Raw genomic sequence first — 13,204 nt, 5'->3', positions numbered from 1 at the left:
CGCGACCGGGCGGGGCAGGTGCTGCCCGCGCCCGGCGGCGTGGTTCAGGCTGCGCTTGGCGCGTCGTCGTCCATCAACAGCAGTTCCGCCGTGATGCAGATTCGGTTGCGATGGGGGCGCAGGATTCCGGTCACGGGAATGCCGTCGAACCCGACTGATGCGGCATGCAGCTGGGCCTGTCCGGCCGCGATGCGGCTGGGATGCAACAGCACCTCGGTCGCATAGCTGTCCAGAAAACGCCCGTCGAATTCGGTGTTGACGAGACTGCCGATACCCTCAACGCGCGCCCGTGTCATACCCTGCGCAATCTGCGGCAGCACCTTATGCGGATCCGTATTTGGCCGCAGGGTGCACAGCAGCGCCGCGCTACCCGCGCCGGCCGGCCCGTCCGGGACCGGGGTGAACAGGTCAAACCCCGTCTCCGGGTCGGGCTGCACCTCGAGCCTGGCACCCGTCAGCCCCCAGCCGGATGCGGTCACCGGGGTAGCCAGCACCGAGTCCGGCGCCAGCAGATGCCCCATGCGCAAGGGCTCCGTTGGCAGCCCCCACAGGCCGTGACAGTGCAGAAATGGCGCACCCTCCCGGCGGCCCAAGTGCAAACCGATCTGGGTGGCGTCGGCGTTTTCCAGAACGCGGGTGTCACTGTACCACGCCGCGCGCCCGTCGCCCGGCGCGCGGTCCGGGATCACATAGGACAGGCGCAAAAATCGGGCCGCGGGCACTGTCAGGTAGCCCGCGGAATATCCTGCGGTGTCAAAGGCCTGCGCCACAGCCTGGTCGAACGGCACCCCGGCCGGCAAGCGCAGCTGCACCGGCTGCGCCCGGCAGGGCAGGGCGGCGAAACGCACATCGGCGCGGGGGCCGGGGTGGTTCAGCTCTTGCGGCGTGTTCATGGCGTGGCGTTCAGTTCGGGCAGGCTGCGGCGCGCGATCAGCTGCTCACGGATCATCTTCTTGGTGATCTTGCCATAGGCGCTCTTGGGCATCTCCTCCCAGAAAACCACGTGGCGGGGCATCTTGTACCGGGCAAGCCTGCCATCAAGCCATGTCAGCAGCGCGTCCGAGGTCAGGCTTTGGCCCGCGCGCAGCACGCAGACGGCAACGCCGATTTCGCCCCAAACCGGGTCCGGCATGCCCAGCACAGCGGTTTCGGAGATGGCGGGGTGCTGAAGAATTTTCTCCTCGATCTCGCGCGGGTATATGTTGGAGCCGCCAGAGATATACATGTCGGACGCACGGCCCGTCAGATAGACGAACCCCTCCGCATCCATGTGGCCCAGATCTCCGGTCAGGAACCAGCCGTCGCGAAAGCTCTTGGCGTTGGCCTCCGGGTTGTTGAAATAGCCGGCAAAGACGGCAGGGCCGATCACGGCAATTTCACCTGTCTCGCCCGGCGGCAATTCGCGGCCCGCGTTGTCCTGGATCTGCACCTGCATGCCAGTGCGGGCAAAACCGCAGCTTCCGATCCGCATGTTTGCGTCATGTTCCGAATGATGCGCGGGGGGCAGCACGGTGATGTTGCCGGTGACCTCGCCAAGGCCAAAATACTGCACCAGTTTCGGCCCCAGCACCTGTAGCGCCCGCACCTGATCGGCGCGGTACATCGGCGCACCCGCATAGATCATGTAACGCAGGCTGGAATGATCGTGCTCCTGCACCGAGGGATGCTCGACCAGCAGTTTGACGATGGTCGGAACGGTAAACAGATTGGTGACCTTCCACTTGGCGACCAGCCCCCAGATCTCGTCGGGGTCGAATTTCTCTTTGGCGGGCAGGATCGTCTTGGCACCATGCGCGACCTGGGACAGCTGGTGGATGCCAGCCCCATGGCTGAGCGGCGCCACCACGATCGACGCGTCCTGCGGCCCGGTGCCGGGCATCAGGTCGCACAGGTGGTTGGTGACCACAAAGGCCAGCTGGCCGTGGGTCAGCACCGCCGCCTTGGGACGTCCGGTGGTGCCGGAGGTAAAGAAAAACCAGCAGGGATCGTCGCGGCTCACCGCCACCGCATCCGGGCTCTGTCCCTGGTATTCCGCCACCAGCGTCTCATAGCTGTCGCCCAGCCCGTCACCGATGCCGATGGTGAAGCGCAGATCGGTGCAGGCCGCCGCATGATCCGGAAACTCTGCCCCGCAGAGAATGCCCTTGGCGCCAGAGCTTTCGGCGAGATAGGCGATATCGCCGGGCGATTGGCGGAAATTCGCGGGCACCCAGACCGCCCCGATCCGCCAGCAGGCAAACATGGCCTCGAACATCTGGTTACAGTTTGCGGATTGCACCAGCAGCCGGTCGCCCTTGGCCAGCTTGAAACGGTCCGTCAGGGCGGCGGCAAAGGCGGCGGAGCGCGCCTCCATCTCGGCCCAGGTCCAGGTCTGGCTGCCCCAGACAAAGCCGATGTCCTGCGGATGGCGGCGGGCGCTTTCGCTCAGCAGATGCGACAGGTTCATCACCCGCGTGGACACTGGCATAAGGCTCTGAAACTGTGCGTCGCTCATTTCACCCGCTCCAGGATCGACACGTAATTTGCCACCGCCGCGCCGCCCATGTTGAAGACGCCGGCCAGTTCGGCGCCGGGGATCTGCATCTCTCCGGCGTCCTGCGTCAATTGCATCGCGGCCATCACATGCATCGACACGCCGGTGGCCCCGATCGGGTGACCCTTGGACTTGAGCCCGCCGGAGGGGTTCACCGGCAACTTGCCGTCCTTGGCGGTGATTCCGTCGCGGATCACCCGGCCACCCTGGCCGTGCTCGGCCAGGCCCATGGCTTCATACTCCAGCATCTCGGCGATGGTGAAGCAATCGTGGGTCTCCACCAGCGACAGATCCTCCAGCGCCAACCCCGAAACCTCCAAGGCCTCGGCCCAGGCGCGGCGGGCGCCCGCGAATTCCAGCACATCGCGGCGCGACAGGGCCATGATCTCATTGGCGTGGGTGCGGGCGCGGAACGCAATGGCGCGGCGCATCCCGGCGGCGGTCTCTGGGTCGGCCAGCACCAGCACCGCCGCGCCGTCCGACACCAGCGAACAATCGGTGCGCCGCAAGGGGCCTGCCACGATCGGGTTCTTGTCCGACACCGTGTTGCAAAAGGTGGTGCCAAAATCCTTGCGCATATGGGCCAACGGGTTGGCCATGCCGTTGCTGTGGTTCTTGGCGGCGATCATCGCCAGCTCTTCGCTCTTGTCGCCGTAACGCTGGAAATAGCCGGCCGCGATCTGGCCGAACAGGCCGGCAAAGCCGCCGTCGGTCTCGGCCTCTTCCGCCCGGTAGCTGGCGCCCAGCAGGATGTCGCCGACCTGTGGCGTCGGGGTGGCGGTCATCTTCTCGGCGCCGACCACCAGCGCGATCCTGCCGCGGCCTGCAGCGATGAAATCCAGCGCGCCGTGCAAGGCGGCCGAGCCGGTGGCGCAGGCATTTTCGAACCGTGTGGCGGGGGTGTGGGCGAAACGGGCATCCCCCATAGCCACCAGTGCCGCCTGAAAGTCCTGCTGCGAAAACCCGTTGTTGAACACGCCGGCAAAGATGCCGTCAACGTCCTGCGGTTCGAGGCCTGCGTGCTCCAGCGCCTCAGCCACGGCCGCGGCCATCAGGGCTTCGGTATCCGGCAAGGCCGATTTGCCAAAGGGCGTGTGCCCCCAGCCGACAATGTGTGCGTCTTTCATGGTCTGCTCCTCAGGTCCGGGTGCGCGAGTCGTAAAGCTGCGTCAGTTTGGTTTCGATGCTCTGGGCCGCCTGCTGCAACTGCCCCGCCAGCTCTGCGCGCCGGGGGTGTTGCATGCGGCTTTCGATTGCGGCCAGCGACAGGGCGCCGGCCAGGGTGCCGTCGGGGCGGTGCAGGGCCACGCCGATTCCCCAGGAATCCGGGAAGACGAGCCCAGGGTTCAGCGCGTAGCCATCGCGGCGTGTCTCTGTCACCAGCTGTCTGATGCCGGCAGGCTGCATTTTGGGATACTCGGCCGCCAGCACCGCGGCATTTGCGTCCAGCGCGGCCTCCACCTCGCTGTCCGGCAGCGCTGCCAGCATCGCCAGCGAGCCGGCGCCAACCCCCAGCGGGTGCAACCGGCCCGTCATCAGCGCATAGGTGCGAATCGGGTAGGTGCCTTCCTCGCGGTGCAGGCACAGCGACGAGAACCCGCGCCGCACTGACAGGAAAGCCGCATCGCCGGTATCTGCCGCCAGCCGGGCCAGCGGTTCAAACGCCAGTTCCAGCAACCCGTGGCGGTGGGCGGCAAAGGTGCCAAGGATATAGGTCTCTTCGCCGAGGAAGTAGCGGCGGCTGTCCAGGTTCTGCTCGACCATGCCATTGCGGATCAGCGCCAGCAGAAGCCGCCGCACCGTGGGTTTGTTCAGCCCGCTTTCAGCGACCAGCTCCCCCAGGCTAGCCCCCTGCGACGGGTGGCGGCCGACCATGCCCAACAGCGCCAGGGCGCGATCCACCGTCTGACTGCCAGCCAGGGCACCTGCTGTGCTGTCCTGTTTACTGTGTTCCATAATGTGGACCATACATGGTCCTCTCCCCGTTTCGCGCTCATATCGTTGCGGCACATCATTTCGTTGTTTCGCAATATTGCAAGTTCTTCCTGATCGTGGCAATAAATTCACGACAGTTAACTTGTTCCATTATGTGGATCGATGCCAGCGCGGGGCCGCCCCGTCGGCAGGGCCAGGGCGGCCCGCAATTTGGGAGAGCAGAGATGACATTTTCGAAACTGGGTCTGACGGCGCTGGCCACGGTTCTGGCCGGTGCGGTGATGGCGGCTGCGGCGAGCGCCGAAACCCTGCGCCTGTCGCACAACACCGGCGACACCACGACCTGGCACAAGGGCGCCGAGAAATTCGGCGAGCTGATTGCCGAGGCAACCGGTGGCGACGTCAAGGTGCGTGTTTTTCCCAACGCCCAGCTGGCAGGCGGCGACCAGATGCGCCAGGCGGAAATGACCGGCCGCGGCGCGCTGGACCTGGTGGTGACCTCCGCGATCAACGTCACCCCGCTGGTGCCGGAAATGGCCGTGTTCTCGCTGCCGTATCTCTATTCCGACTATGATCAGGTGGACGCCACCACCCAGGGTGCCCCCGGTGAAAAGTTGGCCGAGATCCTCAAAGCCAAGGGCATCATCGTGCTGGCCTGGGGGGAAAACGGCTTTCGCGAGGTGACCAACAACAGCCGTCCAGTCAAAGCCCCGGAGGACATGAAGGGGCTTAACATGCGGGTTGCGGGGCCGATGTATATCGACGTGATGAACGCGCTTGGCGCCAACCCCCAGCAAATGCAGTGGAGCGAGACGATGACGGCGCTGCAGCAGGGGGTGGTTGATGGGCAGGAAAACCCGATCGGCGCAGTGATCATTCCGCAGCAGGTCTACGAGGTGCAGAAATACCTGACCACCTGGCATTACTCCTATGATCCGATCTTCATCGGCATCAGCCAGAAGAAGTGGGACAGCTATGATGCGGACATGCAGGCCAAACTGAAGGCCGCCGCGACCGAGGCGATGGACTACCAGCGCCAGATCTCGCGCGAGGCGACAGCGACCGGCATCGCGTTCCTGCGCGACAAGGGCATGGAGGTCTATGAACCCAGCGCCGAGGAACTGGCGGCCTTCAAGGCGGCCACCCAGCCGGCCTATGACGCATGGGCCGCCAAGGTTGGCCCTGAGCTCGTGCAGACTTTCGAAGCCGCGATCAGCGCCGCCAAGTAACCGTGACCTTCGCCGGGTGCTGACCGTTTCGGACGGCGCCCGGCAGCTGTCCGATCAAAGGAGAAGGGGATGTCCTTCATCCTGCGCGAGGCCGAAAAGATCATCTGCGCGGTGATCTTCATGGCCATGACCCTTCTCGGATTTGCCAATGTGGTGGTGCGCTATGGCACCAATTATTCGCTTGCGGCAACCGAGGAACTGCTGACCAACGGCTTTCTGCTGCTGACGGTGTTTGGCGCGGCCATCGCCGCCCGGCGCGGTGAACATCTGGCGGTCGGGCTGGTCTATGACCTGCTGCCGCGCGCCCTGCGGCGGCTGGTGTTTGTGGTGTCGGTGTTGGCGGCGACGCTGCTGCTGGGGCTGTCGGCCTGGTTCTCATGGCAGGCGGTTGCGAACCTGGTGGACAACGGGCTGCGGTCTTACGGGCTGGGCATTCCGGCGTGGTATTACCAGGCGGCGGTGCCGTTCGGTTTTTCGCTGGTGCTGCTGCGTTACCTGCAACACGCCTGGCAGATCTGGCGCGACGACAACACGGACGAGGTGATCCCCAATGTATGATCTGTTCCCCGGCCTGTCGGCCGGGACCGAAATGGTCATCCTGTTCTTCCTGCTGCTGGCCCTGCGGGTGCCGGTGGCGATGTCGCTGGGGCTGTCCGCGCTTTATGCCATGTGGCAGATCGGTTTCGGGCTGGAGCTGGCGGGCGATCTGATCGCAACCGGCATTACCAAGTTCTCGCTGCTGGCGATCCCCTTCTTCATCCTGGCCGGCACGCTGATGGGCTCGCTCGGCATTGCGGAGCGCATGATCCGCTTCTTCCGGGTCATGATCGGCTCGCTGCCCGGCGGCATGGGTATCGTCGGCACCGCCGTGTGCCTGTTCTGGGGCGCGGTCAGCGGCTCCGGCCCGGCCTCGGTGGCGGCGATTGGCCCGATGATCATCAAGGGCATGGAGGAAGACGGCTATCCACGCGCCTATGCGGCCGGCCTGGTGTCGACCGGCGCCGCGCTGTCGATTGTCATCCCGCCATCCATCGGGTTGGTGATCTATGGGGTCATCGCCGAGACCTCGATCTCGCAGCTGTTTCTTGCCGCCATCCTGCCGGGCGTGTTCATGGGGCTGATGATGCTGCTGACGCTGCCCTTCGCCAAGCGGGGCGCGGCGGGGCAGGGCGCGCCGTCGTTGCAGGCGCTGAGCCCGCCGCCGCATGCGGACAAACCCTATGGCCTGCGTTTGTGGCTGTCCTTCAAGGACAGTTTCTGGGGGCTGATGACGCCAGTGGTGATCCTCGGCGGTATCTATTCCGGCATCTTCACCCCAACCGAAGCCGCGCTGGTGGCGACGGTTTATGCGCTGCTGGTGGGCGGGCTGGTCTATCGCACGCTCAGCCTCCGCGGGCTTTATGCCTCGCTCAGCGATGCGGCGGCGTCTTCCGCCACGGTGATGCTGGTGGTGGCTTACGCCAGCCTGTTCGGCTGGGTTGTCACGGTCGAGGATCTGGTCGGCAGCTACTCCGGCCTGCTGCTGGGGCTTAGCGGCCAGGAATGGGTGATCCTTCTGACGGTGATGCTGATCCTGCTGATCGCGGGCATGTTCATGGATGCGGTCACGGTGATGTTCATCTGCCTGCCGGTTCTGTTGCCGGTCGCCCGAGAGCTGGGCTGGGATCCGGTGTGGTTCGGGGTTCTGGTGATGGTCAACCTGGCGATCGGCCTGATCACGCCGCCGGTGGGGATCAACCTTTATGTGGCGGCCAATGTGACCCGGCTGCCGATTGAGCGCGTGGCCCGCGGTGCGCTACCGTTCCTGGCGGCCTGTCTGCTGGGCCTCGCAGTGATCGGCCTGGTGCCACAGCTGTCGACCCTGTTGCTGACATCCGCCAACTGACCTGTCCAAGGAGACCACCATGACCCAGAAGACCGCCATCGTCACCGGCGCCGCCCGCGGCATCGGCCTGGCCACCAGCAAGCAGTTTCTGGCCGAAGGCCGCCGCGTTGCGATGATCGACCGCGACGCCGAGGCGCTGAGGGCCGAAGCGGCACAGCTGGATGGCGTCCTGCCGATCGAGTGCGATGTGTCCGACCCGGACCAGGTCGACGCCATGATCGCGGAATGCGCGGCAAGCCTTGGCCGCATCGACGCGCTGGTCAACAATGCCGGCGTGGCTGATTTCGGTCCGATCGAGGAAACCGGCTTTGACCGCTGGCGTCGGGTGATGGACACCAATCTCGACGGGGTCTTCCTGTGCTCCCAGGCCGTGGTGCCGCATTTGAAGGCGACCCGCGGCGCGCTTGTCAACATCGCCTCGATCTCCGGCCTGCGCGCCTCGACGCTGCGGGTCGCCTATGGCACCTCCAAGGCGGCGGTGATCCACCTGACCCAGCAGCAAGCAGCAGAGCTGGGCGAATATGGCATCCGCGCCAATTGCGTCGCGCCGGGGCCGGTGCGCACCAAGCTGGCGATGGCCGTGCACAGCCAGGAAATCATCGACGCCTACCATGATGCGATCCCGCTCAACCGCTATGGCAGCGAAGATGAAATCGCCGCGGTGATCGTCTTCTTGTGTTCGGACCAGGCCAGCTATGTGACCGGTCAGACCATCGCCTCGGACGGCGGGTTTCAGGCCACCGGTGTGGGGTTGCCCGCCCTGCGTCGCTGAAGGCGTCACAGCGTGTCCCGTTGCACGGTACCCGTGCAGCGGGACGCAAATTTCACCGTTTCTGTGATCTGTTTCATAGTCCGCCCCCTGGAAGGATGTGCTATGCGCGACCCAACCACGCGCCCCGGATAACGGGTGCCGCGTGATCCGGCTTTTCCGGTTGCGGACGGAGCATCGGATTGGATCGATCGAAACGGGGCAGCAGACGTGAACGTACAGAAGAAGACCGCCCTTCCGGGCCGGGCCAGCGGACCGGATTGCGCGTCTTGTCGTGCGCACGCGCTCTTATCGCGGATCCAGCACAGACATATCAACATGCAGCTGCGAACGGCATCAGCCGGGAGAACACCATGACCGTCCTTTGGAACAGAAACAGACTGCGCGGGATCGCTGCCGCGGCCTCATTGGTGCTTGCCGCGGCTGCGACATCGGCGCAGGAGGCACGCCCGCCCCAGCCGGTCACGGTGGTGACCCTTCAGGCAGCGGACGTCACGCTCGACTCCGAGTTGCCGGGCCGGGTTGTGGCGCTTGGTGTCGCCGAAGTGCGCCCGCAGGTGTCCGGCATCATCGTGGAACGTCTGTTTCAGGAGGGCGGCGCCGTGGCCGCTGGCGATCCGATGTACCGGATTGACGACGCGATCTACAAGGCGCGGGTTGCGCAGGCCAGCGCCAGTGTGGCGCAAGCCAAGGCAACCCTGACGGCGGCTGAAAAAGAAGAGCAGCGCCTTGCCGAACTGTTCCAGCGCGGCGTCGCCAGCCAGCAGGCGATCGACGACTCGGAAGCTGGGCGCGACGCAGCCCGCGCGGGCCTGCTGGTTGCCGAGGCACAGTTGCAGGCGGCCGAGATTGATCTGGAACACACCGTTATCAAGGCGCCCTTGTCGGGCCGGGTCGGACGGGCGTTGACCACCCAAGGCGCGCTGGTGACCGCGCAGCAGGCCGAACCGCTGGCGGTTATCCGCCAGATCGAAAGGGTCTATGTCGATGTCACGGCCTCCACCGCGGATGTGCTGCGTTATACCCGCGCACGGGACGCACGCGAGGCACGATCAGCGCGAACCGGCAGCGAGACCGAGCTTGACCCGACGGTGACACTGACCCTGGCGGACGGGCTGAGCTTCGGTCACAACGGGACCCTGCTGGCCGCCGAGCCGCAGGTCGACCCGCAGACGGGCGTGGCGGTTCTGCGGCTCCAGTTTCCCAACCCGGACGAGCTGTTGCTGCCCGGCATGTACGTCAAGGCACATGTCCCGGTCGGCCTGGCCCGCAATGTGGTGCTGGCACCGCAGCAGGGCGTCGGCCGCGACCGGCGCGGCCAACCGACCGCCCTGGTGGTGAATGACGACAACTTTGTGGAAGCCCGCGTCCTGACCGTGCTCGGCACTCAAGGCAGCAATTGGATTGTCTCCGAGGGGCTGGAGCCCGGTGACCGCCTGATCGTCGCCGGACTGCAAAAGACCGGACCGGGTGCCACTGTCGCCCCGCAAGAACAGACCCCCACCCCCGAGGCGGCAGAAGACTAAGCCGCACAGCGCTGCGCGTCTTTACATAAAGGTTTACAATGGCACGTTATTTCATTGACCGTCCGGTCTTTGCCTGGGTGATTTCCATTCTGCTGATGGGCGTAGGTGTGCTTGCCGTCATGGTGCTGCCGGTGGCGCAATACCCACAGATCGCCCCGCCAACGGTCGAAGTCCGCGCCAGCTATCCCGGTGCCTCAGCGCAGACCGTGAACAACACCGTCACCCAGGTTATCGAAGAGCAGATGACCGGGATCGACGGGCTGCGCTACATCAACTCCGCCTCGACCTCGACCGGCTCTGCCTCGGTAACGCTGACGTTCGAAACCGGCACGGACCCGGACATCGCGCAGGTCCAGGTTCAGAACAAGCTGAGCCAGGCCACCCCACTGCTGCCGGAAACAGTGCAGCGGCAGGGGGTCACCGTGCGCAAGTCCTCGGGTGGCTTCCTCTTGGTGGCCGCGCTGGTCTCCAGCGACGGCCGCCTCGATGCGGTTGATCTGTCGGATTACATGGTGTCCAGCATGGTGGATGAGTTCAGCCGCCTTGAGGGTGTGGGTGATGTCCAGGTGTTCGGGGCCCAATACGCAATGCGCATATGGCTCAACCCGGAGCAGCTGGCCGCTTTCGAGCTTAGCCCCGGCGACATTGTGCGGGCGGTTTCGGAGGAAAACGCCCAGGTGTCTGCTGGCGCCTTCGGCTCGCTACCTGCCGTCGAAGGGCAGGCGCTGAATGCCACCATCACCGCCCAGTCGCTGCTGTCGACGCCGGAAGACTTCGAACAGATCGTGGTGCGTGCCGAAACCGACGGCGGGCTGGTTCTGTTGCGCGATGTCGCGCGGGTGGAAATTGGCGCTGAAAGCTATACGACCTCGGCCCGGTTCAACGGCTCTCCGACAGCGGGCATGGCGATCCAGCTGGCCTCTGGTGCCAATGCGCTGGATACCGCGGAGCGGGTGAAGTCCCGCCTCGAGGAAGTCTCTCAGTTTTTCCCTGAGGGTGTCGACTACGTGGTTCCCTATGACACCACGCCGTTTGTCAAAATTTCGATCGAGGAAGTGGTGAAAACCCTCTTCGAAGCAATCGTGCTGGTGTTCCTGGTGATGTTCCTGTTCCTGCAAAACCTGCGGGCAACGCTGATCCCGACACTGGCAGTGCCTGTGGTCCTCTTGGGCACCTTTGGCGTAATGGCGCTATTTGGCTTTTCCATCAATACGTTGACGATGCTGGCCATGGTTCTGGCGATCGGCCTGCTGGTCGACGACGCCATCGTGGTGGTCGAAAACGTCGAGCGGATCATGGAGGAGGAAGGGCTGGATCCCGTCGCGGCCACACGCAAATCGATGGGCCAGATCACCGGCGCGCTGATCGGGATCGCGCTGGTGCTGTCCGCGGTCTTTGTGCCGATGGCGTTCTTCGGCGGCTCCACCGGTGTGATTTATCAGCAGTTTGCGATCACGATCGTCTCGGCAATGATGCTGTCGGTGGTGGTGGCCCTGACGCTGACACCGGCCCTTTGCGCCACGATGCTGCGCAAGCCCGACCATGGCGGCAAACGCCGCGGTGTCTTCGGCCTGTTCAACCGCGCCTTCGACCGGCTGACCCGCGGTTATGGCACCACTGTTGGTTACATCATCCGACGCCCGCTGCGGATCGGGCTGATTTACCTGATGATCGGCGCCATGATGGTCGGCCTGTTCCTGCGCACCCCTACCGGGTTTTTGCCAGAGGAAGATCAAGGGATCCTGTTCACCTTGGTGCAGGGCCCGACCGGCAGCACTGCGGAGGCGACCGAGGATGTGCTGAAACGATTGGAAACGCACTACCTCGAAACCGAGGCGGACAACGTCAGCTCGCTGTTCACCGTGCGCGGCTTCAGCTTTGCCGGGCAGGGACAGAACATGGGGCTTGCCTTCGTCAGCCTCAAGGACTGGGAAGAGCGCACCACGCCAGACCGCAGTGTCCAGGCCATTGCAGGCCGCGCCTTCGGCGTGTTTTCACAGATCCGGGAGGCCTTTGTCTTTCCCATCGTTCCCCCCGCGGTCATCGAGCTGGGGAACGTCAGCGGCTTCGACTTCTATCTGCAAGCCCGCAACGGCCAGCCGCATGAGGAACTGGTGGCCGCGCGCAACCAGCTGATGGGGCTCGTGGCACAAAGCGACAAGATCGCCTCGATCCGGCCCAACGGTCTGGAGGATGCCGCCCAGTTCAACCTAAATGTGGACTGGCGGGCCGCTGGCGCGATGGGGTTGTCCGCCACGGATGTGGGGGACCTGCTCTCCGTCGCTTGGGCGGGTCGTTACGTGAACGACTTCCTCGACCGCGGACGGATCAAGCGTGTCTACGTTCAGGGTGACGCCCCGTATCGCATGGTGCCCGAGGACATAGAGAAATGGCGGGTGCGCAATGACACCGGCGGCATGGTGCCGTTCTCCAATTTTGCCAAGGCCAGTTGGCAATTCGGTCCGCAGGGGCTTTATCGCTACAATGGTGTGGCGGCGATCCAGTTGCAGGGCAGCCCGGCGGTCGGCGTGACCACGGGCGAGGCCATGGCCGAAATCGAAGCGTTGGTGACGCAGCTGCCACCGGGTTTTCAGGTCGCCTGGACCGGTCTGTCGCTTGAAGAACGCGAGGCCGGAGATCAGGCCGCTCTGCTTTATGCGCTGTCGCTTGCCGCGGTTTTTCTATGCCTGGCGGCGCTGTATGAGAGCTGGTCAATACCCTTTGCGGTCATGCTGGCGATGCCGATTGGTGTTGCAGGCGCCTTGGTCGGCGCGTGGCTCGGCGGCTTTGAGAATGGCGTCTATTTCCAGGTGGCGCTGCTGACGGTGATCGGTCTTACCGGCAAGAACGCGATCCTGATCGTCGAATTCGCCCGCGACAAGGCCCAGGCCGGAGAGCCGCTCCTGGCGGCGGTGACAGATGCCGCGCAGCAGCGGTTCCGCCCGATCCTGATGACGTCCATGGCCTTTTCCCTTGGCGTATTGCCGTTGGTCTTGTCCTCCGGGGCAGGGGCAGGTGGACGCACGGCAATGGGGTCGGGGGTCATGGGCGGCGTCATCTCCGCCACTGTGTTGGGGGTGCTCTTCGTGCCGCTGTTTTTCGTCGTGGTCTACCGGCTGACCCGATTGCGGCACAAGACGCGAGGCTGACAGTGCCTATGCCGAAAATCTTCCTGGACAGCCTCCAAACCCTCGGTCGTGCCTTTGCGATTTCCAGGCACCCCAGAGTGACTGGATGCGGTGGTCCATGCGGACAACATCAGCGTGTTCACGCGGTGCGCTGTTCACACCGGGGGTTTGGGAAGTAACTGTCACCGTCCGGTCACCG

The 13,204-nt window shown here is 64.6% G+C and carries 10 protein-coding genes; 6 read left to right on the top strand and 4 right to left on the bottom strand.

Annotation, left to right across the window (positions count from 1 at the left end; all coding sequences use genetic code 11):
- Positions 1–44 precede the first annotated feature (44 nt).
- From AC0IPL_RS11205 to AC0IPL_RS11190, 4 genes are read right to left on the bottom strand one after another with little or no spacing between them, the layout of a single operon-like run.
- Entirely contained in the window at positions 45–893 is an 849-nt protein-coding gene (locus AC0IPL_RS11205) for a PPC domain-containing DNA-binding protein (RefSeq protein WP_474274523.1), read from the bottom strand.
- Positions 890–2,494 carry an acyl-CoA synthetase gene (locus AC0IPL_RS11200; RefSeq protein WP_474274521.1) on the bottom strand — a complete coding sequence of 535 codons (1,605 nt, stop codon included), beginning with the start codon at positions 2,492–2,494 and terminating at the stop codon, positions 890–892. The genes AC0IPL_RS11205 and AC0IPL_RS11200 overlap by 4 nt, the downstream gene beginning before the upstream one ends.
- The gene (locus AC0IPL_RS11195; RefSeq protein ID WP_474274519.1) at positions 2,491–3,660 is read right to left on the bottom strand and encodes an acetyl-CoA acetyltransferase; all 1,170 of its coding nucleotides are present in this window, start codon (positions 3,658–3,660) and stop codon (positions 2,491–2,493) included. The genes AC0IPL_RS11200 and AC0IPL_RS11195 overlap by 4 nt, the downstream gene beginning before the upstream one ends.
- A 10-nt stretch (positions 3,661–3,670) precedes the next feature.
- Entirely contained in the window at positions 3,671–4,489 is an 819-nt protein-coding gene (locus AC0IPL_RS11190; RefSeq protein WP_474274518.1) for an IclR family transcriptional regulator, read from the bottom strand.
- A gap of 203 nt (positions 4,490–4,692) precedes the next feature.
- Here AC0IPL_RS11190 and AC0IPL_RS11185 point away from each other — a divergent pair, with 203 nt between their 5' ends.
- The 6 genes from AC0IPL_RS11185 to AC0IPL_RS11160 all read left to right on the top strand — a co-directional run bounded on the left by AC0IPL_RS11185 (position 4,693) and on the right by AC0IPL_RS11160 (position 13,026).
- On the top strand, positions 4,693–5,697 hold the full coding sequence (locus AC0IPL_RS11185; RefSeq protein ID WP_474274516.1) for a DctP family TRAP transporter solute-binding subunit: 1,005 nt from the start codon (positions 4,693–4,695) through the stop codon (positions 5,695–5,697).
- 69 nt (positions 5,698–5,766) lie between these two features.
- Positions 5,767–6,255, top strand: a complete 489-nt coding sequence (locus tag AC0IPL_RS11180; RefSeq protein ID WP_474274514.1) for a TRAP transporter small permease — start codon at positions 5,767–5,769, stop codon at positions 6,253–6,255.
- Positions 6,248–7,582: a TRAP transporter large permease gene (locus tag AC0IPL_RS11175; protein WP_474274512.1), complete on the top strand. Its 1,335-nt coding sequence runs from the start codon at positions 6,248–6,250 to the stop codon at positions 7,580–7,582. The genes AC0IPL_RS11180 and AC0IPL_RS11175 overlap by 8 nt, the downstream gene beginning before the upstream one ends.
- Before the next feature lie 19 nt (positions 7,583–7,601).
- Positions 7,602–8,354 (top strand): SDR family NAD(P)-dependent oxidoreductase, encoded by a 753-nt coding sequence (locus AC0IPL_RS11170; protein WP_474274510.1) that lies wholly within the window; start codon positions 7,602–7,604, stop codon positions 8,352–8,354.
- Positions 8,355–8,704: 350 nt separating this feature from the next.
- Positions 8,705–9,877: an efflux RND transporter periplasmic adaptor subunit gene (locus AC0IPL_RS11165; protein ID WP_474274508.1), complete on the top strand. Its 1,173-nt coding sequence runs from the start codon at positions 8,705–8,707 to the stop codon at positions 9,875–9,877.
- Between the two features lie 38 nt (positions 9,878–9,915).
- Positions 9,916–13,026 carry an efflux RND transporter permease subunit gene (locus AC0IPL_RS11160; protein ID WP_474274507.1) on the top strand — a complete coding sequence of 1,037 codons (3,111 nt, stop codon included), beginning with the start codon at positions 9,916–9,918 and terminating at the stop codon, positions 13,024–13,026.
- Positions 13,027–13,204 lie beyond the last annotated feature (178 nt).

It is taken from the genome of Leisingera sp. SA32 (genome assembly GCF_056033425.1).
This window is presented reverse-complemented; position numbering and strand designations above follow the sequence as displayed.

Excerpts from the sequence above, each read along its gene's own strand:
- AC0IPL_RS11205 (WP_474274523.1), bottom strand. The coding sequence starts at position 893 with ATGAACACGCCGCAAGAGCTGAACCACCCCGGCCCCCGCGCCGATGTG.
- AC0IPL_RS11200 (WP_474274521.1), bottom strand. The coding sequence starts at position 2,494 with ATGAGCGACGCACAGTTTCAGAGCCTTATGCCAGTGTCCACGCGGGTG.
- AC0IPL_RS11195 (WP_474274519.1), bottom strand. The coding sequence starts at position 3,660 with ATGAAAGACGCACACATTGTCGGCTGGGGGCACACGCCCTTTGGCAAA.
- AC0IPL_RS11190 (WP_474274518.1), bottom strand. The coding sequence starts at position 4,489 with ATGGAACACAGTAAACAGGACAGCACAGCAGGTGCCCTGGCTGGCAGT.
- AC0IPL_RS11185 (WP_474274516.1), top strand. The coding sequence starts at position 4,693 with ATGACATTTTCGAAACTGGGTCTGACGGCGCTGGCCACGGTTCTGGCC.
- AC0IPL_RS11180 (WP_474274514.1), top strand. The coding sequence starts at position 5,767 with ATGTCCTTCATCCTGCGCGAGGCCGAAAAGATCATCTGCGCGGTGATC.
- AC0IPL_RS11175 (WP_474274512.1), top strand. The coding sequence starts at position 6,248 with ATGTATGATCTGTTCCCCGGCCTGTCGGCCGGGACCGAAATGGTCATC.
- AC0IPL_RS11170 (WP_474274510.1), top strand. The coding sequence starts at position 7,602 with ATGACCCAGAAGACCGCCATCGTCACCGGCGCCGCCCGCGGCATCGGC.
- AC0IPL_RS11165 (WP_474274508.1), top strand. The coding sequence starts at position 8,705 with ATGACCGTCCTTTGGAACAGAAACAGACTGCGCGGGATCGCTGCCGCG.
- AC0IPL_RS11160 (WP_474274507.1), top strand. The coding sequence starts at position 9,916 with ATGGCACGTTATTTCATTGACCGTCCGGTCTTTGCCTGGGTGATTTCC.